Annotated in this window: 18 protein-coding genes; 8 read left to right on the forward strand and 10 right to left on the reverse strand. The window is 63.6% G+C overall.

Annotation, left to right across the window (positions count from 1 at the left end; all coding sequences use genetic code 11):
- Positions 1-27: 27 nt before the first annotated feature.
- From ACODSZ_RS02540 to ACODSZ_RS02555, 4 genes are all read left to right on the forward strand, one after another.
- Positions 28-1,242, forward strand: coding sequence for an efflux RND transporter periplasmic adaptor subunit (locus ACODSZ_RS02540; RefSeq protein WP_488926978.1), 1,215 nt, complete (start codon positions 28-30; stop codon positions 1,240-1,242).
- Positions 1,239-4,391: an efflux RND transporter permease subunit gene (locus tag ACODSZ_RS02545; RefSeq protein ID WP_488926979.1), complete on the forward strand. Its 3,153-nt coding sequence runs from the start codon at positions 1,239-1,241 to the stop codon at positions 4,389-4,391. Before ACODSZ_RS02540 ends, ACODSZ_RS02545 begins: the two co-directional genes overlap by 4 nt.
- A 99-nt stretch (positions 4,392-4,490) precedes the next feature.
- Positions 4,491-5,183 (forward strand): heavy metal response regulator transcription factor, encoded by a 693-nt coding sequence (locus ACODSZ_RS02550; RefSeq protein WP_008329163.1) that lies wholly within the window; start codon positions 4,491-4,493, stop codon positions 5,181-5,183.
- The gene (locus ACODSZ_RS02555) at positions 5,176-6,612 is read left to right on the forward strand and encodes a heavy metal sensor histidine kinase (RefSeq protein ID WP_488926980.1); all 1,437 of its coding nucleotides are present in this window, start codon (positions 5,176-5,178) and stop codon (positions 6,610-6,612) included. The genes ACODSZ_RS02550 and ACODSZ_RS02555 overlap by 8 nt, the downstream gene beginning before the upstream one ends.
- A gap of 14 nt (positions 6,613-6,626) precedes the next feature.
- Here the strand turns inward: ACODSZ_RS02555 and ACODSZ_RS02560 are convergent, their stop codons facing one another.
- Positions 6,627-7,577 carry a 2-hydroxyacid dehydrogenase gene (locus ACODSZ_RS02560; protein WP_488926981.1) on the reverse strand — a complete coding sequence of 317 codons (951 nt, stop codon included), beginning with the start codon at positions 7,575-7,577 and terminating at the stop codon, positions 6,627-6,629.
- Complete coding sequence (locus tag ACODSZ_RS02565) at positions 7,574-7,990, reverse strand: VOC family protein (RefSeq protein WP_008329166.1); 417 nt, start codon at positions 7,988-7,990, stop codon at positions 7,574-7,576. Before ACODSZ_RS02565 ends, ACODSZ_RS02560 begins: the two co-directional genes overlap by 4 nt.
- A gap of 229 nt (positions 7,991-8,219) precedes the next feature.
- On the opposite strand from ACODSZ_RS02565, the gene ACODSZ_RS02570 reads away from it, so the two are divergent.
- Positions 8,220-9,044 carry a universal stress protein gene (locus tag ACODSZ_RS02570; RefSeq protein WP_175343498.1) on the forward strand — a complete coding sequence of 275 codons (825 nt, stop codon included), beginning with the start codon at positions 8,220-8,222 and terminating at the stop codon, positions 9,042-9,044.
- Between the two features lie 25 nt (positions 9,045-9,069).
- On the opposite strand, the gene ACODSZ_RS02575 is transcribed toward ACODSZ_RS02570, so the two are convergent.
- Positions 9,070-10,320, reverse strand: coding sequence for a PepSY-associated TM helix domain-containing protein (locus ACODSZ_RS02575; RefSeq protein ID WP_488926982.1), 1,251 nt, complete (start codon positions 10,318-10,320; stop codon positions 9,070-9,072).
- A 66-nt stretch (positions 10,321-10,386) separates the two neighbouring features.
- Positions 10,387-12,522: a TonB-dependent siderophore receptor gene (locus ACODSZ_RS02580; protein WP_488927093.1), complete on the reverse strand. Its 2,136-nt coding sequence runs from the start codon at positions 12,520-12,522 to the stop codon at positions 10,387-10,389.
- A 282-nt stretch (positions 12,523-12,804) separates the two neighbouring features.
- Here ACODSZ_RS02580 and ACODSZ_RS02585 point away from each other — a divergent pair, with 282 nt between their 5' ends.
- Both ACODSZ_RS02585 and ACODSZ_RS02590 read left to right on the forward strand, forming a co-directional pair.
- Entirely contained in the window at positions 12,805-13,278 is a 474-nt protein-coding gene (locus ACODSZ_RS02585; RefSeq protein WP_175343495.1) for a PAAR domain-containing protein, read from the forward strand.
- A 2-nt stretch (positions 13,279-13,280) separates the two neighbouring features.
- Positions 13,281-13,895: a hypothetical protein gene (locus ACODSZ_RS02590; protein ID WP_488926983.1), complete on the forward strand. Its 615-nt coding sequence runs from the start codon at positions 13,281-13,283 to the stop codon at positions 13,893-13,895.
- Positions 13,896-13,976: 81 nt separating this feature from the next.
- Here the strand turns inward: ACODSZ_RS02590 and ACODSZ_RS02595 are convergent, their stop codons facing one another.
- From ACODSZ_RS02595 to ACODSZ_RS02605, 3 genes are all read right to left on the reverse strand, one after another.
- The gene (locus ACODSZ_RS02595) at positions 13,977-17,777 is read right to left on the reverse strand and encodes a hybrid sensor histidine kinase/response regulator (RefSeq protein WP_488926984.1); all 3,801 of its coding nucleotides are present in this window, start codon (positions 17,775-17,777) and stop codon (positions 13,977-13,979) included.
- Positions 17,778-18,149: 372 nt separating this feature from the next.
- The gene (locus ACODSZ_RS02600; RefSeq protein WP_008329186.1) at positions 18,150-18,512 is read right to left on the reverse strand and encodes a hypothetical protein; all 363 of its coding nucleotides are present in this window, start codon (positions 18,510-18,512) and stop codon (positions 18,150-18,152) included.
- Between the two features lie 13 nt (positions 18,513-18,525).
- A complete protein-coding gene (locus ACODSZ_RS02605; RefSeq protein ID WP_488926985.1) occupies positions 18,526-18,696 on the reverse strand; it encodes a hypothetical protein in 171 nt (56 codons plus the stop codon).
- 590 nt (positions 18,697-19,286) lie between these two features.
- Here ACODSZ_RS02605 and ACODSZ_RS02610 point away from each other — a divergent pair.
- Positions 19,287-21,479 carry an ATP-binding protein gene (locus ACODSZ_RS02610; RefSeq protein WP_175343490.1) on the forward strand — a complete coding sequence of 731 codons (2,193 nt, stop codon included), beginning with the start codon at positions 19,287-19,289 and terminating at the stop codon, positions 21,477-21,479.
- A 51-nt stretch (positions 21,480-21,530) separates the two neighbouring features.
- Here ACODSZ_RS02610 and ACODSZ_RS02615 read toward each other — a convergent pair whose 3' ends face one another.
- The 3 genes from ACODSZ_RS02615 to ACODSZ_RS02625 are packed head-to-tail and all read right to left on the reverse strand — an operon-like array spanning position 21,531 to position 24,824.
- Positions 21,531-22,709 (reverse strand): hybrid sensor histidine kinase/response regulator, encoded by a 1,179-nt coding sequence (locus ACODSZ_RS02615; protein WP_488926986.1) that lies wholly within the window; start codon positions 22,707-22,709, stop codon positions 21,531-21,533.
- On the reverse strand, positions 22,706-23,170 hold the full coding sequence (locus tag ACODSZ_RS02620; protein WP_008329193.1) for a response regulator: 465 nt from the start codon (positions 23,168-23,170) through the stop codon (positions 22,706-22,708). Before ACODSZ_RS02620 ends, ACODSZ_RS02615 begins: the two co-directional genes overlap by 4 nt.
- A gap of 49 nt (positions 23,171-23,219) precedes the next feature.
- Complete coding sequence (locus ACODSZ_RS02625) at positions 23,220-24,824, reverse strand: sensor histidine kinase (RefSeq protein ID WP_175343488.1); 1,605 nt, start codon at positions 24,822-24,824, stop codon at positions 23,220-23,222.
- Positions 24,825-25,105 lie beyond the last annotated feature (281 nt).

The raw sequence follows: 25,105 nt of genomic DNA on the forward strand, positions 1-25,105 counted from the left end.
GTGCATTTTCCAGGACGAGTTTCCGGCATGACCACCTCACCCAACTCCCGCAAGACTTCCCCGACTGCGCAACGCTCCCGCCTGGCCCTCTTCGTGGCGACGGCACTCATCCTCACCACCGGTGCTGGCGGCTGGATCACCCTGCAGCGCGCCCGCGCCGCCGACCAGCCGGCCGCCAAGGCAACACCGCCAGTATCGGTCTCGCTGGCCCGCGTACAGGAGCGCGATCTGCCGCTCTACCTGGCCGGGGTCGGCACCGTCACCGCCAATGCCAGCGTGGTCGTCAGGACGCGCATCGACGGCCAGCTGGACCAGGTCGGGTTCCAGGAAGGTGCCGAGGTCAAGAAGGGACAACTGCTGGCCCGGATCGACCCGCGTGCCCTGCAGGCACAGCTGGCCCAGGCCGAGGCGCAGCGCGCCAAGGACGCCGCCACCCTCATGAATGCGCGACTGGACCTGCAGCGCTATACCACCCTGCGCAGCCAGGATGCCGCGACACAGCAGCAGCTCGATACGCAGAAGGCGCTGGTGGCGCAGCTGGAAGCTGCGGTCAAGACCGATGAGGCGCAAGTGGCCTATGCCCGGGTGCAACTGAGCTATACCACCATCCATGCGCCCATCTCGGGGCGCGTCGGCGCACGTCTGGTCGATCCGGGCAATATCGTGCATGCCAGCGATGCCAACGGGCTGGTGGTGATCAACCAGATCGATCCCATCACCCTGGTCTTCACCTTGCCGGAAGACGCCGTGGTCGGCATCAATCGCGCTCAGCGCAGCAGCCAGCAGCCGCTCAAGGTGATCGCCTATGCGCGCGATTCGCAGGAGATACTGGCCACCGGCAAACTGGTGCTGCTGGACAACCAGATCAACACCGGCAACGGCACCGTGCAACTGAAGGCGCGCTTCGACAATGCCCAACACATGCTGTGGCCAGGCCAGTACGTCAATGCCCGCCTGCAGATGAACAGCCACGGCAACGCCCTGACGGTCCCGGCAGCGGCCATCCAGCGCAACCAGCAAGGCACCTACGTCTATGCCATCGACGAGGACGACAAGGCCGACATGCAGCCGGTCAAGGTCGACCGTATTCAGGACGGCATTGCCGTCCTGGCCGCCGACAGCGGCGTGAGCGCTGACCAGCGCGTGGTCATTGACGGACAGTACAAGCTCAAGCCCGGCAGCCGCATCGTCGAAAGCAAGCCGCAGTCGGCCAGTGCCCAGACGAAAGGAAGCACCAAGTGAGCGTCTCGGCCACCTTCATCAAGCGCCCCATCGGCACCACGCTGCTGGCCATCGCCCTCCTGCTGGTGGGGATTGCGGTCTGGCCGCTGCTGCCTGTGGCACCGCTGCCGCAGGTCGACTTCCCCACCCTCCAGGTGACGGCGCAATTGCCCGGAGGCAGTCCCGAGACCATGGCCTCCAACGTGGCGCAGCCGCTGGAGCGACAGTTCTCGCTCATCGCCGGCCTGTCGCAGATGACCTCGCAGAGTACCCTGGGGACCACCCAGATTACGCTGCAGTTCGATCTCAACCGCAACATCGATGCCGCCGCGCTGGACGTGCAGGCGGCCATCAACGCCTCCACCGGGCAATTGCCCTCGAACCTGCCCAATCCGCCGACCTTCCGCAAGATCAACCCGGCCGACTCGCCCATCATGATCATGTCGGTGCAGTCCGATGCGCTGCCCCTGACGGTGGTCAACGACTACGCCGACAACATCCTGGCCCAGCAGATCTCGCAGATCTCCGGCGTCGGCCTGGTCAACGTGAACGGCCAGCAAAAACCGGCCGTGCGCATCCAGGTCGATCCGGCCAAGATCGCCACGCTGGGCATCAGCCTGGAAGACCTGCGCGGCGTCATCGCCACCACCACCGTCAACCAGCCCAAGGGCACCGTCGATGGTGCGCGTCAGGCCTTTACCGTCTATACCAACGACCAGTTGCTCAAGGCCGAGCAATGGAATGACATGGTCCTGGCCTGGCGCAATGGCGCGCCGATCCGGGTCAGGGACATCGGCGTAGCCGTCGATGGCCCGGAAAACAACAAGATCGCCGCCTGGGCCTTCGCGGGGGCCGCCAATACCGCCGACCACACCATCACCAATGGCCGTTCCATCGTGCTGGCCATCACCAAGCAGCCCGGCGCCAACGTGATCGAGACGGTCGGCCGCATCAAGGCCGCCATGCCCCGCCTGCGCGCTGCCATTCCGGCGGCGATCCACGTCAATACCCTGATCGACCGCACCCAGACCATCCGTGCCTCGGTTCAGGATGTGGAATTCACCCTGGTGCTGACCATCGCGCTGGTGGTGATGGTGATCTTCGTGTTCCTGCGCAACGTCGCCGCTACCCTGATCCCCTCGGTGACGGTGCCAATGGCCATCATGGGCACGGCCGGGGTGATGTATGTGGTCGGCTACAGCCTGGACAATCTCTCGCTCATGGCCCTGACCATTGCAGTCGGTTTCGTGGTGGATGACGCCATCGTCATGCTGGAAAACATCTATCGCTACGTCGAACAAGGCATGACGCCGCTGGAGGCGGCCTTGAAGGGGGCCGGCGAGATCGGCTTCACCATCATCTCGATCTCGGTGTCGCTGGTGGCAGTGTTCATTCCTCTCTTGCTCATGGGTGGCATCGTGGGGCGGCTGTTCCGCGAATTCGCGGTCACGGTCACGCTGACCATCGCCGTCTCGGTCATCATCTCGCTCACCCTGACTCCCATGCTGTGCTCGCGCTTCCTCAAGAACGAACATGGTCACCAGCACGGCAAGCTGTACCAGTGGTTCGAGCGCGGCTTCGATGCCATGCTCAATGGCTACAAACGCGGGCTGGACGTGGTGATGCGGCACCAGTTCATCACCCTGATGAGCTTCATCGCTACCGTGGCGCTGACGGTGGTGCTGTTCATCTTCATCCCCAAGGGCTTCTTTCCTCAGCAGGACAATGGCGTCATCGTCGGCTTTGCCGAATCCTCGCAGGACACCTCATCGGCGGCCATGCACGAGCGCCTGCTGAAGGTGGCCGAGGTGGTCCGCCGTGATCCGGACGTGCTCGGCTTTGCCATGAGTGCCGGCTCGACCACCTTCAACACCGGCCAATTCTTCATCGCGCTCAAGCCAAAGGACGAAGGCCGCACCACCAATGCCGACGAGATCATCGCGCGCCTGCGTCCCCAGGTCGCGAAGATCCAGGGAGTGAACCTGTTCATGCAGGCCAGCCAGGACATCAACGTCGGTGGCCGTCTTTCGCGTACCCAGTACCAATACACCGTCACCGATACCGACCTCGATGAACTCAACGTCTGGGCGCCGCGCATGCTGGAGCGTTTGCGTCGCCTGCCGCAGTTGACCGACGTGGCTTCCGACCAGCAGAACCAGGCGGCCGCCGCCGTCATCACCATCGACCGGGCGCGCGCCTCCAGCTTCGGCATCTCGCCCTCGCTGATTGATGCCACCATCTATGACGCCATCGGCCAGCGCCAGGTGGCGCAATACTTCACCCAGATCAACAGCTATCACGTCATTCTCGAGGTCACGCCGCAACTGCAGAAGGATCCTTCACTGTTCGACAAACTCTACCTGACCTCGCCGCTGACCGGTCAGCAGGTGCCGCTGTCGACCTTCGTGAAGATCGATACCAGCAAGACCTCCTACCTGTCGATCAGCCACCAGAGCCAGTTCCCGGCAGTGACGATTTCCTTCAACCTGGCCAAGGGCGTGTCGCTGGGCGAGGCGGTCAACGTGATCCAGAAGACCAAGGACGAGATGGGCGTGCCGCAAACGCTGGTGGGCAACTTCCAGGGTACGGCCAAGGCTTTCGGTGATTCGCTGGCCTCGCAACCCTATCTGATCGCGGCCGCCCTCATTGCGGTCTACATCGTGCTGGGCCTGCTCTACGAGAGCTACATCCATCCGCTGACCATTCTCTCGACCCTCCCCTCGGCGGGCGTGGGGGCGCTGCTGATCCTGATGATAGGCGGCTACGACCTGTCGGTGATTGCCCTGATCGGTATCATCCTCCTCATCGGCATCGTCAAGAAGAACGGCATCATGATGATCGACTTCGCCCTCACCGCCGAGCGCAGCCAGGGACTGAAACCGGAAGAAGCCATCTACCAGGCCTGCCTGCTGCGCTTCCGCCCCATCATGATGACCACCATGTGTGCCCTGCTCTCGGGCCTGCCGCTGATGCTGGGCCATGGTGCCGGTTCCGAGCTGCGTCGTCCGCTGGGCTATGCGATGGTGGGCGGGCTGGTGCTGTCGCAGGCGCTCACGCTCTTCACCACGCCAGTGGTCTACCTTTATCTGGACCGCGCCCACTACTGGTACGAACGCAAGAAGAAGGCGCGCCAGCAACGCAAGGCGGCACGCCTGGCACAGGAGCACTGAGCCTGTGCAGCAGCGTCATCAACAAGGTCCGGCCGGGAAGGTAGAATCCGGCATGGGCGAGCGCCGGGGAATGTTCCTGGCGCCGCCAGTGGAGAGCGCATGAAGATCCTGATAGTCGAAGATGAGCAAAAGATGTCCGAGTACCTCTGCAAGGGCCTCACCGAGCAGGGTTGCGCGGTCGATGTGGCCGGCAACGGGGTCGACGGACAACACCTGGCGATCCAGCATGACTATGACGTCATCGTGCTGGACGTCATGCTGCCGGGCCTGGATGGCTTTGCCGTGCTGCGTTCGCTGCGCACGGTCAAGCAGACGCCGGTCATCATGCTGACCGCACGGGACAGCGTGGAAGACCGTATCAAGGGCTTGCACGAGGGCGCCGATGACTACCTCATCAAGCCCTTCTCCTTCCTCGAACTGCTGGCCCGTCTGCAGGCACTGACCCGCCGGGGACGTGTCCAGGAAGCACCGCAGCTGCGCATCGGCGACCTGCAGATCGACCTGATCTCGCGCAAGGCTTTCCGCGGCGGGCTGCGCATCGACCTCACCGCCAAGGAGTTCGCCCTGCTGGCCGTGATGGCACGGCGCCAGGGGGAAATCCTCTCCAAGACGGCCATTGCCGAACTGGTCTGGGACATGAATTTCGACAGCAACACCAACGTGGTCGAAGTCGCCATCAAGCGCCTGCGCGCCAAGATCGACGCGCCCTTCGAACAGAAGCTGCTGCATACCGTGCGCGGCATGGGTTACGTGCTGGAGCCGCGCGCCACCTGTGACAGCGACGATGAGTGAGACGCCGATCCCGCAGGGGGCCCGCCGGAACAAACGCCGCCTGCCGCTGCAGCGCTCCATCACGGCGCGCCTGGTGCTCATGTCGGCGGTATCGGCACTGCTCATCTTCGCCGTGGCTGCCGTGGTGCTCTACACCGTCCTCAAGGGCGAGCTGCTGCGCCATGAACGCGATTCCCTGTTCACTACCCTCAATGACATCAGCTACCAGATCGAACGCGCCGGCACTACCGAACGCTGGAGCCGCGTACAACTGAAACTATCCACCCTGTCGCAGGCGGACCAGCACGTATTCTTCTGGATCGCCAGCGAGGATGCGCGATTCACCTATGGCGATCTCACGCGGCTGTCCCCGGCGGCCATCAATCATGTGGATGGCAAGGAGGTCGGACGGCTGCACCTGCCGGGGCGGGCCTATCCGCTGCACATCATGACGCGCACCCTGCCTGCCTTCGAGGACCGCCCGGAAGTCCGGGTCACGGTCGGGGTCGACGGTGCACCCTACTTCGAGATGCGGCGCACTTTTCTTCTGGCCACGAGCATTTCCTCACTGCTGGGCATCGTGCTGGCCGTCATTTCCAGCTACTGGATTGCGCGCGCCGGCCTGGCCCCTTTGCGCCGCATGTCGGCCCGCGCCCAGAGTTTCTCTCCGCGCAAGCTGTCGGCGCGCATGCCGGTGGAAGCCTTGCCGGACGAGTTGTCGGTCCTGGCCGATGCCTTCAACGGCGCGCTGGAACGCATCGAACAGGCCTATACGCAGCTTGAAGCCTTCAATGCCGACGTCGCCCACGAACTGCGTACGCCCCTGGCCAATCTGATCGGCCAGACCCAGGTCGCGCTGGCGCGCGAACGCAGTGCGGGGGAATTCAAGGACGTGCTGCAATCCAATCTGGAAGAGCTGGACCGCATCCGCTCCATCGTCAACGACATGCTGTTCCTGGCGCGCTCCGACCAGGGCGAAGCCGCCACCGCACGGGTGCCGGTGCGGGTGGCCGAGGCGGTGCAGAAGACGGTGGATTTCTTCGAATTCGTGCTCGATGACACCGGCATGGCCATCACGGTGGCGGGCGACCTGGAGGCTACGGCCACCATGGAAACCGCGCTTTTCAAGCGCGCCCTGACCAACCTGATCCAGAACGCCATCCAGCATTCGCCGCAAGGTGCGCAGTTGCGCATTGACCTCGCCAGCGGCGAAGACATGGTGCGTGTGGCCGTCACCAATCCCGGCGCGGCCATCGACGAGCAACACCTGCCGCGCCTGTTCGACCGCTTCTATCGTGTCGACAGCGCGCGCCAGGACATCAACGGCAGCCACGGCCACGGCCTGGGCCTGGCCATCGTCAAGGCGGTGGCGCGCATGCACGGTGGACGGACCTTCGCCAGCAGCCGTGGCGGGTACAACAGCATCGGCTTTACCATCGCGCGCCACTGAGGCACCCGATGGCCTCAATAGCCGCGCTTCAGATCCACATTGGCGAGGATCTCGCCGGTCTTGCGGTAATGGCGGATATTGGCCGCCACGATGGACGAGGCCGTCCCCGAATCGGTCGGAGCAGAACAATGCGGCAGTACCGTCACCGCAGGATGCGACCACGGCCAGGCGTCAGGCGGCAATGGTTCAGTCGCAAAGACGTCCAGCACCGCATGCCGCAACTGCCCCGCATCCAGTGCCTGATGCAGGGCGGCATCATCGATGATGGGTCCGCGCGCGAAATTGATGAGCTGTGCATCCGGTGACAACAGCGCTAGCCGCGCGGCATCCAGCAAACCGCGTGTCTGGGTCGTCAGTGGCAGCAGGCAGACCAGAATGTCGGTCTGTGCCAGCATCTGTGCCAGTCCCTCCATCCCGCTACAGGTCTGCATACCCGGTATGCTGCGCGCACTGCGACTCCAGCCCGTCACCGGAAAGCGCGCCTGGCGCAGGGCCGCTGCTGCCGCTTCACCCAGGGCACCGAGCCCGAGGATGCCCACGCGACGCTGCTCCGGCAGCACGTAGTCCAGCGGCTGCCATTGCCGCGCCTGCTGCTGGCGGGCGTAATACGGCATGTCGCGGTGCAGGTAGAGGGTCCAGGCCAGTACCGCTTCGGCCATGGTGGCAGCCAGCCGGGGATCGACCAGACGCGTGATCTGCAGACCGCTCTGATCGAGATCGGCCACCAGCCGCTCCACCCCGGCCCAGACGCTATGGACCCACTGCAATTGCGGCAGCAGTTTCAGTTGCGCCGGATCGGGATTGGCGACGATGGCCACGCGGCATTGCGCACGTCGCGTTTCATCCAGGTCGGCAAAGGCCAGGATCTCTTCTTCCGGCATGGCCGCGCGCAAGCACTGCAACCAGGCGGCTACCGAGGCGGCATCGCCCTGGCTGACGAAGGCAATGGGCGTGACCGCGCTCATTTGGCGTACACCGTGGCCAGATCGCGGAAGCCTTTGACTTCGATGGGGTTGCCCGAGGGATCCAGGAAGAACATCGTGGCCTGCTCGCCTGGCTCTCCGGCAAAGCGGATCTGCGGCGCCAGCACGAACTGGAGCGCGCCGCTGGCGGCAAGACGGTCGGCCAGTTGCTGCCATTGATCCAATGGCAGGATCACGCCCAGATGCGGCATGGGCACCAGGTGATGACCGACATGACCGGTGTTGCTCACGGCAAAGGGTTCGCCCAGGTGCAGCGAGAGCTGGTGACCGAAGAAGTCAATGTCGACCCAGGTGTCGGTGCTGCGCCCTTCGGCGCAGCCCAGCAGATCGCAATAAAAGCGGCGCGCCTGGTCGAGGTCGCGCACGTGATAGGCCAGGTGGAAGATGGATGGCATGAAAAGTCCCGGATCGGCAGGCTGGTTGCGAAAGCCGTCTAGCATACCGCAATGGGCGTGCTTGTATGGAAACATGCCAACGATGCTTCCATACAATCGCGCCGAAACGCCATTGACATGCGTCAAGCAGCCCCGGATTTGCGCTGGACGCCTGCCCATGTCCGGCCTACTCTGAAGACATGGCATTCCGCCGCGGATGCCTTCCCCCACGAATCTCCGAGGAGCCACCATGAGCTACAAGTCCATCCTGGTCCATGTCGACCAGTCGCGTCACGCCGCCCAGCGCATCCGCATTGCCGCCGAACTGGCCCGCGCACAGCAGGCGCACCTGATCGGCAGTGCCGTCAGCGGCATCTCCAGCTTCATCACCATGGAAGGCGCCGCCTACGTTGCGGCGCAGATGGATGGTTTCCGCGACCGTGCCCTGGCTGCGCTGGAAAACTTCGACAAGATCGCCAACAGCGTCGGCGTGCCCTCCTGCGAAAAGCGCTTCGTCGATGACGATGCCGAAGGCGGTCTGGCTCTGCAGGCGCGCTATGCCGACCTGGTGGTGGTCAGCCAGGCCGACCTCGATGATGCCGACGAAAGCTTCCTCACCGACCTGCCCGAATACGTCATGCTCAATTCACCGCGTCCGGTACTGATCATCCCCAGCGCGGGTGAATTCAGGCAGGTGGGCAAGAATGCACTCATCGCCTGGGACGGCAGCATGGAATCGACCCGCGCCATCACCGCCGCCCTGCCCTTGCTGCGGCAGGCCGACAACGTCACGGTGGTGCTCTTCAATTCCGACAAGCGCCTGGGCACACACGGTGAGCAGCCCGGCGCCGACATCGCGCTCTACCTGGCGCGCCATGGCGTGAAGGTGGAAGTGGCGCAGGAACAGACCACGCTCGATATCGGCAATGCCCTGCTCTCGCTGGCGGCCGACAAGGGTTCCGACCTGCTGGTCATGGGCGGTTACGGTCACACCCGCTTCCGCGAAGTGCTGCTGGGCGGCGTGACGCTGACCATCCTCAAAACCATGACGCTGCCGGTGCTGATGGCGCACTGACACCATCAGCATGACCTGCGCTGAGTCAGCGCGCTTGCACCACCGGCCCCTCGCGGGCCGGTGTCTTTTGGGCGGCCAGACGATCACGCTGTTGCAGGCGCGCACGGCGCTTGCGCACCCAGATGATCACGCCAGTCACTGACAGCATTGCCACCAGCACGCCCATCAAGGAAATCAGCACGCGTCCGGTCAACCCGAGAATGCGGCCCGAATGCAGCGGGAACTGGGCCTGCAGGAAGATATCGCCGGCACTGCCGCGACCGGGAATCTTGCCGCCTTCATAGGCGCCGCTCATGGCATCGAAATACAGCCAGGCATTGCCCAACCCGACATCGCCATGGTCGTTGCCAGGCTGGAAGAAACCTACCCCATAGACGCCAAACATGCCCGAATAGAAGACCCCGCCGACCGGCTCGGTCAGCCCCAGCTTCTGTCCTTGCGCGCGCCCCAGGGCCACGGCCTGTTCGCGTGAAATACGCGGCTCCGGCACCTTGTCGGGCGCGATCGGGGCGCGCGTATCGAAGGGGCCGGCGCTCAGCGTGGAAACGCTCTGCAGGAGGGGACGCATGACCTGGCGCTCCAGGTTCATCGACACCGAGGTCACCGCCAGTACCAGCAGCAAGCCCCAGATCCAGACACCGCCCGAGCGATGCAGATCGAAATTGAGCTTGTGCCCGCCCTCGCGCCAGCGGAAGGCCAGCGACTTGCGCCAGCTGCGCCAGTTGGGGAAAGACAGATAGAGCGCAATGAAGCAATCCAGTGTCCACACGATGCCGATGATGCCCATGAGCCAGATGCCGGTCTCGATGCCGCCCACGTCCGGCAGGTGCATCGTGTAGTGCAGCTTGTAGAGGAAGGGCAGCAGGTTTTCCCGCGCCAGCGAGATCGCGCCCCACATGCGGCGCCCCTGTATGTCGCCGGTGACCGGATCGACCGCGATCTGGTTGTAATCCAGCACCGGCAGCTTGCCGGTAGCCGGATCCAGGCGTGGCTCGACCATCATGCTGATGGTGTGACCGGGTTCGGCCTCGGTGAGCACATAGGTCACGCGCAAGGCGGGCTCGGCAGCTTCCACGCGCCGTGCCAGTTCCAGGCCCGGCAACGGCGGCCCGGCGTCGGGGCGGTCGGCGCTGCGGGCATGGAACAGTTGCGGATTGAGCCAGGCATCCAGTTCGTGATCCCAGGAGATCACCGCGCCGGTCACGCCGGCGATGAACAGGAACACGGCCACGGCCAGGCCGAACCAGCGATGGAGGAGGACGAGAATTGCACGCATGGGCTGACTTACCTGGCTAGAGGGCGGAGTGATTCAGGGGCTGCTCGGAAGGCGACCATGACCGGGTCAGAAATCGACCTTGGCCGACACGCTGAAGGTACGCGGGTCACCCGGCTTGATGTAGTTCTCGTACTGGTATTGCCAGTAGCGCTTGTCCAGCAGATTGTTGACGGACGCCCGGAAGGTCGTGTCGTGCTGCCCGATGCGCGTGGTGTAGCTGGCACCCAGATTGAACAGCGTGTAACTGGCCAGTTCAATGTCATTGGCTGCACGCACCATGGTGCTGCCGGTGAACTTGGCATCGGCCGACAGCTTCAGGCCGGCCACCTGCGGCACCAGGTAGGACACCCGGGCCGTGGCCATATTGCGCGGTGCACCGGCCACACGGTTGCCGTTGTAGGTATTGCCCTGGTCGTACTTGGCATCGAGCAGCATCAGGCTGCCTGCGACCAGCCACCGTGCCGTCGGGCGATAGGCCGCGCCCAGCTCCAGGCCCTGGTAGTTGGACTGACCATCCTGCACCAGCGCGCCATTGAGCGTGTATTCGGAAGCCCGCTCGATGCGGAACAGCGCGGCGGTGGCGCTCCAGTTCTGCTGATCGGTCTTGGCGCCGACCTCATATTGCTTGCTCTTGAGCGGCTTCAGCTGGCTGCCGTAGTTGGTGTTGGTCACGCCGGGGACACCGCCCTGCTCCAGCGATTCCACATAGCTGGTGTAGAGGGTGGTATTGCGCTCGGGCTTGAACATGAGGGCGACTGTCGGCGTCAGGGCCGACTTGTCGTAACGCGAACTGAGTGCACCGGCGGTGGTGAAGTTGTCCTGCTTGAACTGGTTGTAGCGGCCACCGGCCAGCAGTGACCAGCGTTCCGAGAAGTTCAGCGTATCGCTGGCAAAGATCGCCTGCTGGCTGATGATGGCGTTGTGATAGGTCTGCAGGCCGGTGCTGCTGTAGTAGGCATTGGTATTGGGCACATACAGATTGCCGCTGCCGATCTGCTGGTACACCGAACTGATCGAATAATCATTGACCTGCTTCTGCCATGACGCCCCCAGCACCAGCTGATGGTCGATGCCGCCGGTGCGGGCATTGCCCTCCAGCATGGCCTGCCACTGGTCGAAGGTATGGCCCTCGCGGCTGTCGGAACGCCAGTCGGCATAGTTGCCTGCCGCATCCGAGAGCATGGCGATGTCTTCATTGCGGAAGCGCTTGGCCGTGCTGTGGCTGTAACTCAGGTTGGCCTTCCAGTCGGCGTTGAGCCGATAGGTCAACCCGGTCTGGTAGAACTGGAAGTTGGTGTCCAGATGCTGGCCGGGGCCGGCCAGGGTCTTGTCGCTGCCGCTCACTACCGAGGGCAGCGCGCTGCCGCTCAGGCTGCTGGTCACGAAGGACGGCGTCTGGTCGGTGGAATTGCTGTTCTGCCAGATGGCCTGGAAATCCCAGGTCAGGTCGCGCGTCAGGCGTCCGTCCAGCGCCAGCGAGGCCGAGTTGCGGCGCAGGTGGCCATCATTGAAGGTCTGGCCCTGGTCATGCGTGACGTTGAGGCGATAACCGAACATGTTGTCGTTACCGAAGCGCCCGCCAAGGTCGATGTGCTCGCTCCAGATGCTGTTGCTGGTGTAGCCCACCGAGACGCTGCGCACGGGGGTGTCGGTCGGTTTCTTGGTGACGTAGTTGAGTACCCCGCCCGGCGAGCCGAATCCATACATGAAGCCGGCCGAGCCCTTGAGCAGGTCGACCCGCTCGAAGTGATCGTAGGGCAAGGTGATGCCATAGCCGAGGAAAGGCTTGCCATCGATGCGGAAGGAATTCTGCCAGTCGGCAGGGAGGCCGCGAATGGTGATGTAGGAGGCCCAGGCACTGTAACCACCGCTGTTGTCGCTGACCGAAGCCTCGTTGTAGAACAGGTCGCCAAGCTTGTTGACCTGCTTGTCGGCCAGGTCGGCAGCGGTGATGCTGGTGACGGAGAAAGGTGTCTCCAGCAGCGAACGCGATCCCAATGCACCCGCGCTGGACTGGCTTTGCAGGTGCTGCGTTCGCTCGCCTGTGCCAGTGGCGGAGACGGTCACGGTCGGCAACTGCGCGCTGCCAGCGTCATTGGCATCGCTGTCGGCAGCGCCGGTCTGTACCGCCTGCGCCTGCGCCAGCACCGGCGCGCCGGCCAGCGCCATGCTGATGAAAACCGGGCGCAAGGCGCGATACATGGCGCGGGGACGAGCGCGCAGCGACGACTGGATCAAGGGTTTCCTCTTCATATTGATTAACTTTAATGCGAACGATAATAGTTCTTATTTATTTTAAGCAATATGACGGAAAAAAGAAAGTTTCCTGACAAGTCTTCACCCCTGCCCGCTTCGCTGTCTCGAAATAATGAGAAGAGTCTTTGGAATAACTTCGGACTCCGCTTGATCTCTTTCAGCTTATAAGCAACAAGCGCTCAACTCGGCTTACCTTCGTGCTGTTTCAACCATGAAGAGGAGCAGCACATGGCCAGAGCCATCATCCGCCAAGGCGATCCCACTTCTCACGGCGGCATCGTGCAGGAAGGCTTTTCCAACTTCACGCTGTTTGGCAAGCCCATGGCCGGCGTGGGGCATCGCGGTTATTGCCCGCAATGTCGCAGCGTGTTCAGCATTGTCGAGGGCGCGGAGCAGTTCCGCTATCTGGGGCGTCAGGTGGCGGTGGAAGGGATGATGACCTCATGCGGCGCCGTGCTGCAGGCGACCCAGCGGCAGGTCACGGCGGACGAGTTCACGGCGACGGCGCAGGCCGCACAGACCCGCTATGGTGATCGTTACCTCCTGCGCGACCAGCACGGCAACCCGATTGCCCATGCCGAATATGCCTTGTCGATCGCCGGCGGAGCGCCGCAGTTCGGCCTCACCGACGCGCATGGCCGCACCCACATGACTGCAACGGCGGCGCAGCGGTGGGAGGTGGATATTTATCTGGAGGGCTGACGATGGATAACCCGCTGCGCTCGCCCAGGACCGGCAAGACCTTGCGCAAGGTCGCTACCCGGACGCTGACGCCGATGACCGATGTCGGCGAGAAGGTCGTCACCGTGAACAGGGAGTTCATCGAGGTCATCATTGGCGACACACGACCGCCCGGCAGTGGGGAGCAGTGGGGTCATGCGGCGATCATGATTGATGGAACCGTCTACTTGCGCGCGCATGACGAATACCTGGTCATGAGCAAAACCGTGTACATGAATGGTGGCAAACTCGAGAAGGCTCTCAAAATCCTGAGCATCAGAGGACAAAGCTATCGCGACAGTGTTGGCCTCGTCCTTTGGTTATCGGCAAAGGAAAAGCAGATGCTGGACGTCGAGCTCAAACGAAGAGTGGCACTGGACAGGCAGCTGATCCTTCAAAGCAATGGCACCCGGAGCAGCTACAGCATTCTCGACAATTCATGCTCGACCAACGTTGCCGACGTCCTTGAGTTGATTGGCATCCTCGCGCATGATCCGCGCTGGCCACCCACCCCGGTGACTCCCGCGGAACTGCTCGCGGCGCTGGAGAAGTCGCGCCGTCTGGTCAGGAAAAATTTCTATCCAAGGAAACCATCATGACACCGGAAACGGAATGGCTCAGCAGTCCGGTCTGCGGCCGCAGGGGAAGCCGGGACGGTGTCTGCGACCGCCCCGCCCTCCTCAGGCCATGGCAATCCTGCTGAGGATCTCCTGCAACTGATCGATATCGTAAGGTTTGGGCAGGGAGTGCGAGGCAAAGCCGACGTTGCGCGCCACCATGGTGCCGTAGCCGGAAGCGAAGATCACCGACATTTCCGGAAACCGCTCCAGGGCATGCCTGGCCAGGTCCACCCCGGACATGCCCGGCAGATTGACGTCAGTGAAGAGCACATCGAAACTCTGCTCGTCCAGGGCCTGCTGCGCATCTTCCGCACTGATCACGCCGCGTGCCTGGTGGCCCAGCGTCTCCAGCAATTCACACACCAGTTGCTGGGAATCGATGTTGTCTTCCACCACCAGCAGACGCAATCCGCTGGAAGAGGCCGCCGTCTGCTCAGGTGTCGCAGGTGTCGCCGTCGCGGCAGCGGCGCTCCCGGCGTCGGCCTGTTCGAAATGCGCGTCCTGTCCCTCGGGCTGGCGCTGGGGATCCCCCACCGGGAGCACATGCAGGCTGGCGCTGGCATTGGCCTGGTCGCGCTCGCGCGTGAGCTGGGCCAGCTCGATGCGATGGGCCCGGCTGGAGAGCATCTGCCGGATGCGCTGGGCCAGCTGGTTGATGCGATACGGCTTGGAAAGCAGCTCCACCCCCGCATCCAGGCGTCCTTCATGCACAATGGCATCGCGCGGATAGCCGGACGTAAACAGAATCTCGATCTCCGGCAACAGCTGCCGCGCCTGACGTGCCAGTTCGGTCACGGGGACACTGCCCGGCATGACCACATCGGTAAACATCAGATCCACTGCAATGCCGCTCTGCAGGATGGCCAGGGCACGCTCGCCATTGTCGGCCTTGAGCACCCGGTAGCCCAGCGAGGACAGGGTATCGATCACCGTCAACTGCAGATTGGGATCATCCTCAACGACCAGGATGGTCTCGTCACCACCGCGCACCTCCATGTCGCGGTTGTCGTCGATCAGCACTTCCTGATCGATGCAGCGCGGGAAGTAGATGCGGATCGTGGTGCCCTTGCCCGCTTCACTGTGCAGGCTGATGTGGCCCCTGCTCTGCTTGACGAAGCCATAGGCCATCGACAGGCCCAGCCCGGTGCCCTCGCCTTCGCGCTTGGTCGTGAAGAAAGGTTCGAAGGCGCGCTCACGTACCTCGGGCGACATGCCGGCGCCATTGTCGGAAATCTGCAGCTCCACGTAATCGCCCGGCTGCAGGTCGGCCTGCGAGAGGAAGGCCGGATCACTCAGCTGCACGTTGTCGATCTGCAGGGTGAGCCGTCCGCCATTGGGCATCGCATCGCGCGAATTGATGGCGGTGTTGATGATGAGGTTCTCGACCTGGTTGGGGTCGAGCATGGTGTTCCACAGGTCATGCGTAATGACGGTGGAAATCTCGATGTTTTCACCCACGGCACGGCGCAGCAGATCATCCATGTTCTGCACCACCCGCTCCAGGTTGATGCTGCGTGGCTGCAGCGGCTGGCGGCGGGCGAACGCCAGCAGTTGCGAGGACAGCTTGGCACCGCGATCAACCGCGCCGATGGCCGTGCGCACACGCTGACGGCTGCGGTCGTCCAGGCGCGGATCGGTCTGCAGCAATTGCAGGTTGCCGCCGATGATCTGCAATACGTTGTTGAAGTCGTGCGCCACACCGCCGGTGAGCTGGCCGACCGCTTCCATCTTCTGCATCTGGCGCAACGCCGCTTCGGCGCGACTGCGCTCAACGATTTCCTCGACCACACGCTGCTCCAGCGTATCGTTGAGTTCGCGCAACGCGTCTTCCGCACGGCGGCGTTCAGTGATGTCGGTCGACACCGCGATCATGGCCTGCGGCCTGCCCTCGCCATCGACGATGCGACTGATGTCGCTGGAGACCCAGAACGAACTGCCATCCGGACGCAGGTAGCGCTTTTCCAGGGTGAAGGAACTACCGTCGGTAATGCAGCGATTGAACAGAGTCATGTTCATCGGCACATCGTCAGGATGGGTGACGTCGGCCAGGGTCATCTGCAGCATCTCGGCCTCGGTGCGTCCGAGCATACGGCACAGTGCCTGGTTCACGCGCAGATAGCGGCCTTCCAGGTCCAGCTCCGAGAAGCACACCGAGGCCTGGTTGAAGATGGCAGTGAGACGGTTCTCGCTCCATGACAGGGCCTGCAGTCCGCGTCGTCGTTCGGTCAGGTCGACGAAGGTGCAGAGCGCTCCCTGCAGCTGGCCATCCTGCCATACCGGATGGGCCTGGTACTGCACCGGGAAACTGCTGCCATCGACACGCAGGAAATCCTCGCTCTCCACATGGGCCGCGAGCCCTTCTCGCGCGGCCTTGAGCACGGCGCATTGGCCGCGCGTGCCAGTGCCGTCGTCAGCCGCAGTCAGGATCACCTCATGGATGGAACGCCCCAGCACATCCTTCTCGCCGGCATAGCCCAGCAATTGCAGGAAGGCGGCATTGCAGAGCGTGACGATGCCATCGCGGTCGATGGAGAAGAAGCCCTGGTCGGTCGAGTCCAGCAATTGCCGCACGAAGGCATTGTTGGCGCGCACGCTGGCTTCGGAAGCGGCCAGTGCCTGCTCCACGAGCTTGCGCGAAGTGACGTCGAAGACCACCCCGACATAGCGTGAACCGGTACGTGGATCATCCTCCACCACCTCGCCCTTGCGCGCCAGCCAGCGCTGCTCGCCGTCGGGGCGGGTGATGTGGTACTCGGTGTATTCGAGCGGATTGCGCGGTCCGCCCTCCTTGATGCGAGAAGTACCGAGATTGGGGTGGAACTCCTCGTCGATCATGTCCACCAGTTGCTGCGAAGTCACTTCGCCCTCGGCAGGCAGGCCCCACAGTCGGCGGAAACGGTCCGAGACCGCCAGCTTTCCGGAAACCGGGAACCACTCGAAGATGCCGATCCCGCCAGCACGATCGACGATGCGCAGACGCTCTTCGGCCACGAAGCGTTCGGTGACATCGTTGCCCTCGATGAATATGCCGGCTACCCGGCCATCGGCACCCTTGATGGGCTGAAACACGAAGTCCAGCACCGCACCCGCAAAGCCGCTCTGGTGCTCGCGTCGCAAGAACAGACGTGCGCCGCGTTCGGTATAGGTCTGGCCGGTCTGGTAGACACGGTCCAGCAGTTCGTAAAGATTTTCGTCCAGCAATTCCGGCAGCGCTTGCCGCGCCGGCAGGCCCAGCACCGGGCGATCGCCGAACAACTTGAAGTAGGCACCATTGACACGTTCGAACACGTGCTGCGGACCACGCACGATCGCCTTGAAACTGGGCGATTGCTCCATCAGGTCGCGCAACATGTCGGTGTGCGCCAGTGCGGTATCCAGGCCCGCGGCGCGCACAAGCGTACAGAACACGCCGGCCACCTGCGCCGGCTCACCCTCCGCAGCGTCTTCCCACACCGGCAGGCAGGACAGATCCCATTGGCCGGCCCCACCGTCTGTCGGGCTGGCATCGGCAAACAGCGACACGCGCGGCAGCTGCTGTTGCTGGCCATTGAAGGCCGCGCCAATCGCCGCCTCGCACAGACGTGCCGCGCCACGCCAGAGCGGCGACTGACTCAGGCGCGTACCGAAAGCCGCCGGATGGGCCGCTCCGATGCAGGCGGCGAACGCGTCGTTGTAGAGCATCTGGCGTGCCGCACCCCACACCAGCAGACTGGGCAGCGGCGAGTGCAGTGCGATGTTGAGCGAGGTACGCAAGGTCGGGGACCATTGCGCCGGCGCTCCCAGGGGACTTGCCGTCCAATCGGTTGCCGTGACGATCTGCGCGGCCAGGCCTGTGCCGCGCAACCAAGAAATGTCTGCCATGTCGTGAAACTTACCTTTAAGCCTAGCTTTGAGCACCGAGGTCGGTCGAGCGGGAAAGACGGACTTGCGCCGTCATCCTCCCGCGGGTCCCTTCATTGTTGTTCGCATCCGCTTGGAGCAGGCGCTTGCCGAGGGGCGCGAACGCCCGCCGCACCTGCTGCGTGCCGCCGATGATTATACGGGAAGCCCATGCCGCTTCCGGAGGCGCTCTCAACCGACGGCAAACCAGCCGTCGGCCGCAACCCCGCTCGGCACAAGCGCGAGCGCAGACTTCCTGTTTTCCTACACGAAATTGCGCCACGCACCTACACGCCCATGTCCTTGCACAGGGTGCTTTTTCGCAAAGCCTGCATGTGACTGGCGAGGTGTGATTCAGCTGTCTGAGCGGCTCTTCTTTTTCTGCGCCCGTTCCTCGCGCAGCAGGCGGTTCAGTTCGGCCAGCTCCTGCACCGCTTCCTGAGTCAGGATCACCGGTTCATTGGCGCGATAGGCCCGCCCGCCCAGGCGCCCGTTCATGCCGATGTAGGCACGGGCACAGCGGCGCCGGTAAGCCAGGATGTCCTCCTCGCCGTGCAACGGCGGTCCTGCGCTGTCCTGTGCGGGCTCGGGACAGGCCGGCGGCGGTTCGGCGTCCGCCTGGGACTGCGCGGCGATATGGTTGCGATATGCGCTCCAGTCGCCTTGTGCAATGGCGATCAGAGGATCGTAAGGATGGGTGGAATCAGACTTGTCCATGAGGCTACCCTGCTCAAAGATCCGGCGCGGACCGCTTGCGCCAGGCTGGTTGCAACGTCAGCTTGTCCTGTGCGGCACTGCGTCGGGCCCGCACGTGCAGGCGTTCGCATTGCCACTGACCGACCGGGCGCGTCGTCTGGCCGACGCCGCGATCGGTTTCTTCCCTGTGTTTCATCGTCAGCATGGGGTGTTCGCTCCCTGATGTACGCCAGGTCGCCATGCTGTCTGCACCTTCTGATGACACTTCATTTTAGCCGCGTGGCGCCAAACTGGAAGAGCTTGATGCAGCGGACGCGCGCATGAATTGTCGTTTCGGCTCGATGACAGCGCAGGACCGGGCTTTCTTTTCCCATGCGGCATCCACGACGGCTGCTCCATCCAGCGACGAGTCCAATGGTGCCGCGTTGTTTCTGCGAGTTTTGGTGATCTTAGAACCAGGTTACGGATGAGTCCTATCGGACGGCGCCCGATTGATTTGTAGGACAAAGCGAAAGAGCTCTCCCCCTCACGAGACTGGACGGATCGCCCGGCGGGCAAGGCGACGAATTAATTGTCATGCCGCCTGCGCGCGGGCTTGCGATGACGCCTATAATCAGGCTTTCCCGAAGCCAAGAATGGGCATCATTCTCCGCCGCAGCCCTTGGCTACCGGACCGGAGACACGGGTCTCCCGGATGCCGCTCTCTTCTCCCCCTCCAACTTGCTGGCGCAACCATCGATCATCGATGCGCCGGCAGTTCGATGCCCTGCTGCTGCAGCATCGAGAAAGCAGTGCATGAGCAATCCGTATCACGCAAGCCGCCGGCGACCGGTCGATCTGAGCAATTGTGATCAGGAACCGATCCACATTCCCGGTTCCATCCAGAACCATGGCGCCCTCCTGTGCTTCACGCCCGAGGGCCGGCTGGCCACGCGCAGTGCCAATGCTGCTGCACTGCTGGGCGAGCTGCCCGAGGTCGGACAGCCGCTGGCGGCAGAGCACCTCAATGCCGCGGCCCGTGCAGTGATTCAGTCGGCGCTGCAAGACCGGCAGGGCTATGTCGACTCTCGCATGATCACCCTGGATTCCGGGGCCTTCGACCTGGTCACCCACAAGTCCGAGGGCGTGCTCATCGCCGAATTCGAACAACGTCCCTCGGATGCGCTGTCGCTGGAGGCCTTTGCCCTGGCCGCGCACCAGGCCATCCAGCGCATCCAGCGCCAACCCGGCGTGGAAGATCTGCTGACCCTGGCCGTGGACGAGATCGCCCGCATCACCGGCTTCGACCGCGTGATGGCCTACCGCTTCCTGCATGACGACAGTGGCGAAGTCATCGCCGAACACAAGCGCGAGGACCTCGAACCCTTCCTCGGCCAGCGCTATCCGGCCAGCGACATTCCGGCCCAGGCGCGGCGTCTGTACGTGATCAATCCGATCCGCCTGATCGCCGACGTGAGCGCGCCCACCGTGGCGCTGGAACCGGACCACAACCCGCTCACCGGCCGTGCGCTGGACCTGAGCCACAGCATGTTGCGCAGCGTCTCGCCCGTGCATGTCGAGTACCTCGGCAACATGGGCGTGGGTGCTTCCATGAGCCTGTCGATCGTGATCGGCGAACGGCTGTGGGGCCTGATCGCCTGCCACCACATGAGTCCGCACCTGGTACCGCACGCGGTACGCATGTCGTGTCAGTTGCTCTCGCAATTCGTCAGCGCGCTGGTGGAACGCAATCTCAACGGCGAGCGTGCCCGCGCCCTGGAGTACAGCGCCGACCTGCGCCGCCAGATCGTGGCCCAGGTCACCGACCGGGAAGACATCGTGCTGGCCCTGGCCGCCGATCATGAGGGCTTCCTGCGACTGATGAATGCCCATGGCGGTGCCATTACTCTGGATCGCAAGACCCAGGTATTTGGCAAGGCCCCTACGCGGGAAGGCGTCAACGCCCTCATCAACTGGCTCAACGAAAACGAGCCGGGCGATTATTTTTCCACCAGTGCGCTGGGCGCCGACGTACCGGCACTCAAGGGAGCACTGGGCGATATCTGCGGTGTACTGGCGGTGCGCTTCTATCGTGAGCAGGACGGCTATGCCTTCTGGTTCCGTACCGAGCAGGTGGAAGACGTGCGCTGGGGCGGCAATCCTGAAAAGAAATACAGCATCGGCCCACTGGGACCCCGGCTGACGCCACGCGGCTCCTTCGCCGTCTGGAAGGAAACCGTACGCGGCAAGAGCCTGCCCTGGGAAAAGACCGAAACCGAAATCGCCAGCCAGTTGCGCCTGGACTTCCAGGAAGTGGCGCTGTCCAACGAAAACATGATCAAGCGCGCCCGCGAGACCCTGCTGGCCACGCTGGGCCATGACCTGCGCGATCCGCTGCAGGCCATCATGATGGCCGCGCGCATGATCGAGGTGCGCGAGCATTCGCCTTCAAGCTCCAACCTGAGCAAGCGCATCTCCTCCTCATCGAGCCGCATGCACCGCCTGATCTCCCAGGTGCTCGACATCAGTCGCCTGCAAAGCGGCATGGGGCTGGATATCCAGCGCCGCCCGGTGGACGTGTGCAAGATGGTCACCGAAATCGTCAGCGAAGCGCGCATGGCCTACCCCGACAACGAGATCATCCTCGAAGCGGAAGATTGCGGCGAAATCGAGGTCGATGGCGACCGCATCAGCCAGGTGGTCTCCAACCTGCTGTCGAACACGCGCCATCATGGCGAGATCGGCAAGCCCTCGACCCTGATCGTGTTTCGTCGCGACGACATGCTGACCATTTCGGTCTCCAATCATGGCCCGGCGATCCCGGGTGCCGTGCGCGAGCACATGTTCAAGCCCTACAAGAAGGAGTCGATGGGCAACCAGCGCAATGCCCGCGGCCTGGGCCTGGGCCTGTACATCGTCAGCGAAATCATCAGCGGCCATGGCGGCAAGATCGTCGTCCACTGCGACAACCACATCATCACCTTCACGGTCACTCTGCCCATTGTGTAGGGCCAGGGCCTGTTCACATTCAATCTGCGCGAGATTTAACGTGAACAACCCCTAAGCCAGCGGCAGGCTCACAAAAAAACTGGCCCCCTGTCCGGGACCGGCGCTGGCAGCACGCAGACGCCCCCCGTGCAGCGCCACCAGTCGGCCTGCCACGGCCAGTCCCGGGGCTGCTGTTGATGCGACCATATCACCCCGGATCGCGCCACTCTCGGGCGCCGACGGAAACAGGCTCTCCAGCTCGGCCGGTGTCAGCCCCCGGCCGCTATCGCGTATCTCCAGTTCGATTGCATGCTCCCTGCGGTGCAGGCACAGCAACACCCGCCCCTGGGGCGGCGTGAAGCGGATGGCATTCATCAGCAGCCGGCCCAGCACTTGCCGCAAGCGCCCGACATCCCCCAGCACGGTCACTGCCGCCGACTCGGCCCGCAGGGCGATCTGCTTGTCCGCCGCGGGTCCCTCGGCAGCCGCGATGGCATCGCGGATCAGCTCGGCCAGGTGCACCGGCGCAGTCGCCAGCGGCACCGTGCCCAACAGGATCCGGTTGCTATCGAGCAGTTCTTCCACCCACAGTGATTGCAGCCTGGCATTGCGGTCGATCACCTGCACGCCCTTCTGCACCGTGGCGGGATCGGCGGCGTGATGCAGTAGATAGCCGGTCCAGCCGAGGATGGCATTGAGGGGCGTGCGCAGTTCGTGTGAGAGCGTAGCAAGGAAGGTTTCGTGTGCGCTGCGCAGGCGTTCGATTTCCGCGCGGTCGGAGGCTGCCGAGGCTCGCAGCATTGCGCACTCCTGCTGCAACTGTTGCAGCTGCTGCACTCCGTCCCGGGCTTGCCCTGCCGCTTGCGCCTGCCTTTGCTGCGCCAGTACGCGCTGCACGATCTGCGGCAGGTGGTCGAGATAATCGCTGGTCTTGGGCAGCACATCGGCCACGCCTGCCCGCCAGGCTTCGATGATGTGCAATTCGTCCGAAAAGCCCGAGACCATGATGGTCGGAATATCCTGCCCCGCCGCACGCAGACTGCGAAAGAAGTCCAGCCCGCTGTCAGGGGCCTGCAGCTGGTAGTCCACGATGAGCAGGTCAGGAACAGCCTGCTGCACGGCCGCCTGGGCGGACTCGGCATCGGCCACCGCAGTGACGCGGTAGCCCTGCTTCTGGAGGACCCGGCTGGCCAGCGCCAGCAAGCCTTCGTCATCCTCCAGTACCAGCACGTGCGCGCTTGTGATCGTCATCGTGACTCAGGTTCACGCACCACCGCACCCGGTACCGGCAACTTGACCACCTGCAGGAAGAAGCCCAGGCGCCGCACGGCTTCGATGAAGTCATCGTATTCGACCGGCTTGGTGATGTAGACATTGCAGCCCACGTCATAGCAGTGCGCGATTTCACGCGGATCATCCGTGGTGGTGAGCATGATGACCGGAATGGCCGCAGTGGCCGCTGCCTGCTTCATGCGTCGCAGCACCTCCACGCCATTGACGCGTGGCATGTTCACATCCAGCAGTACCACCACCTGCTGCAGGTCGGCGCGGGCCAGATCGCCGCCAAAGAAGAAATCCAGCGCTTCCTGGCCATCGCGCAGGCGCTGGAAACCGTTGACCAGTCCGGCGCGCCGCAGGTTCTTCTCGACCAGTACCGCATGGCCGTCGTCGTCTTCGACCAGGATGATGTTGACGCTCTGCTCTGTGGCCATCTTGTTTTCCCCTTGTCCGTTGCGTAATCCGTGTTTGTCCGCACCACCTTCAAGACACCGGCGGACGAGCCGGCAAGGCGACATAGAAACAACTGCCCTGGCCCTCGACCGATTCCACCCAGATGCGCCCGCCATGCCGTTCCACCACCCGCTTGACCAGTGCCAGTCCGATGCCCTCGCCCTTGGCGGCATTGCCGTGCAGACGCTGGAAAGCGATGAACATCTTGTCCATGTAGGCCGCGGGAATCCCCAGCCCGTTGTCGCGCACGAAATAGGTCACCAGGCTGGGAGCCGCCACCACGCTGTCGGGCTGCGGCACGTGGCCGATGATGATGTGACCGGGGCGGGACGGATCCAGGTAATTGACGGCATTGCCGACCAGGTTGCCCAATACCTGCTCTACCGAAGTCGGATCGCCATAGGCCGGAGGCAGATCGGGCTCGATGTCCACCCGGGCTGACTTGGTACGAATGCTGCCGCTCATCGCCGCGACGATGCGCTGGACGATGGCGTGCATGTCCAGCATGACCGGCTGGTATTCCACCCGCCCTGCGCGCGAGAGTCGCAACATGGCATCGATGATGCCCGACGAGCGTGTCACTGCATTCTGGATGAAGCGCAGCGATGCCTGGAGGTCGTCCTCGACAAGCGCGCGCAGGCGCTGCCGGTCCGGCTCGGGCAAGGTCAGGCGATCCACTTCGTCCAGCAGCTCACGCGTGGCATGGCCGATTTCCTTGCTGAAGCCCTGCAGGTTGACCAGCGGCGAACGCAGGTCATGCGAGACGCTGTAGATGAACATCTCGTTGTCCTGGGTCTGCTGGCGCAGGTCGCTGTTGACGTCGGCCAGCTCGCGGGCGCGCTGTTCCAGTTCCTCGCGATACCCCTGGGCCTGGCGGGCGGCTTCGGTGAGGCGTTCGTGACTGCGATGCAGGGCATCGTCAAGCAGGCAGATTTCATCATTGCCGCCCACGCGCGCAGCCAGTGGCTGACCATCGGCCAGTTGGCGGGCATTGGCGGTCAATACCTCGATACGACTGCCGATGCTGCGCGTGAAAGCCAGCGAAGCCAGGGCGGCCGTGACGATGGATCCCAGCACTGCCAGAACCAGCAGCCAGGTCTGCGAATGGCGTGCCTCCTGCAGGCGCTGCTGGCGCGCGGCCCCCAGACGCCGCTCTTCGGACATGAAGTTGCCCAGCAGAACGAGAAATTCGGAGAGCCGGTGCGGTCCCTGCTCATCACGCAACTGGCGGATCAGATCATCGCGCTGGCCTCGCATCAGGCGCTGGCGGGCACTGTCGTCCCAAGCACGGTAGCGTGCGATGGATTCGTGCACCGCGCGCAGGGTATCGCCCTGCACGGGGTTGTCCGCCACCAGGCGCGCCAGTTCGCCAGCCCTGACCTCGATGTCGGCCCACAGGTCGCCCCGGCTGAGCGTATCGGGCTGGTCCAGCAGGACCGCATTGCGGATGCGCGCGGCCTCCAGCAGCATGGGCTCACGCAGCTCGGCGGCCTTGTTCATCACCTGCAGGGAGTGCGAAGCCAAGCGCTCGGCGTCCTCGGCATCGGCCTGTGACTTGAACAGCGCCCCCAGCAGCAGCACTTCAAACAGGCTTGGTATGGCAACGATCAACAAGCCCTTGGTCAGCAATCTCATGTGCGTTCGCCCGCTTCATGATCATTGTTACGGTGCAAAGCCATCGATCAAGCGCCGTCACGTCCCCGAGCGCTCCCCGCACATGGGTGGGTAGCTCGGAGCGCAACGGGCCTGACCTGCAGTGCGCCCCCTTCGACATTTCCTTGTTGTTCTGTCCTGCGCACACCCCTGACTGCGCGGTCCTGTTGCCGGAAGAGCTGCGGACCTGGCGCGTACTTTCAGGGTAATCGCTTGTTACGTGCGATTATAAACTCACACTATGCCCGCGCGTGCAGACCCTG

Source organism: Herbaspirillum sp. FG34, from assembly GCF_057809315.1.

What these genes read in the sequence shown, in the direction of transcription:
- ACODSZ_RS02615 (WP_488926986.1), bottom strand. Translation starts at nt 22,709, where the DNA reads ATGACGATCACAAGCGCGCACGTGCTGGTACTGGAGGATGACGAAGGC.
- ACODSZ_RS02555 (WP_488926980.1), top strand. Translation starts at nt 5,176, where the DNA reads ATGAGTGAGACGCCGATCCCGCAGGGGGCCCGCCGGAACAAACGCCGC.
- ACODSZ_RS02595 (WP_488926984.1), bottom strand. Translation starts at nt 17,777, where the DNA reads ATGGCAGACATTTCTTGGTTGCGCGGCACAGGCCTGGCCGCGCAGATC.
- ACODSZ_RS02620 (WP_008329193.1), bottom strand. Translation starts at nt 23,170, where the DNA reads ATGGCCACAGAGCAGAGCGTCAACATCATCCTGGTCGAAGACGACGAC.
- ACODSZ_RS02590 (WP_488926983.1), top strand. Translation starts at nt 13,281, where the DNA reads ATGGATAACCCGCTGCGCTCGCCCAGGACCGGCAAGACCTTGCGCAAG.
- ACODSZ_RS02565 (WP_008329166.1), bottom strand. Translation starts at nt 7,990, where the DNA reads ATGCCATCCATCTTCCACCTGGCCTATCACGTGCGCGACCTCGACCAG.
- ACODSZ_RS02575 (WP_488926982.1), bottom strand. Translation starts at nt 10,320, where the DNA reads ATGCGTGCAATTCTCGTCCTCCTCCATCGCTGGTTCGGCCTGGCCGTG.
- ACODSZ_RS02540 (WP_488926978.1), top strand. Translation starts at nt 28, where the DNA reads ATGACCACCTCACCCAACTCCCGCAAGACTTCCCCGACTGCGCAACGC.
- ACODSZ_RS02585 (WP_175343495.1), top strand. Translation starts at nt 12,805, where the DNA reads ATGGCCAGAGCCATCATCCGCCAAGGCGATCCCACTTCTCACGGCGGC.
- ACODSZ_RS02605 (WP_488926985.1), bottom strand. Translation starts at nt 18,696, where the DNA reads ATGCTGACGATGAAACACAGGGAAGAAACCGATCGCGGCGTCGGCCAG.
- ACODSZ_RS02570 (WP_175343498.1), top strand. Translation starts at nt 8,220, where the DNA reads ATGAGCTACAAGTCCATCCTGGTCCATGTCGACCAGTCGCGTCACGCC.
- ACODSZ_RS02625 (WP_175343488.1), bottom strand. Translation starts at nt 24,824, where the DNA reads ATGAGATTGCTGACCAAGGGCTTGTTGATCGTTGCCATACCAAGCCTG.
- ACODSZ_RS02600 (WP_008329186.1), bottom strand. Translation starts at nt 18,512, where the DNA reads ATGGACAAGTCTGATTCCACCCATCCTTACGATCCTCTGATCGCCATT.
- ACODSZ_RS02560 (WP_488926981.1), bottom strand. Translation starts at nt 7,577, where the DNA reads ATGAGCGCGGTCACGCCCATTGCCTTCGTCAGCCAGGGCGATGCCGCC.
- ACODSZ_RS02580 (WP_488927093.1), bottom strand. Translation starts at nt 12,522, where the DNA reads ATGTATCGCGCCTTGCGCCCGGTTTTCATCAGCATGGCGCTGGCCGGC.
- ACODSZ_RS02610 (WP_175343490.1), top strand. Translation starts at nt 19,287, where the DNA reads ATGAGCAATCCGTATCACGCAAGCCGCCGGCGACCGGTCGATCTGAGC.
- ACODSZ_RS02550 (WP_008329163.1), top strand. Translation starts at nt 4,491, where the DNA reads ATGAAGATCCTGATAGTCGAAGATGAGCAAAAGATGTCCGAGTACCTC.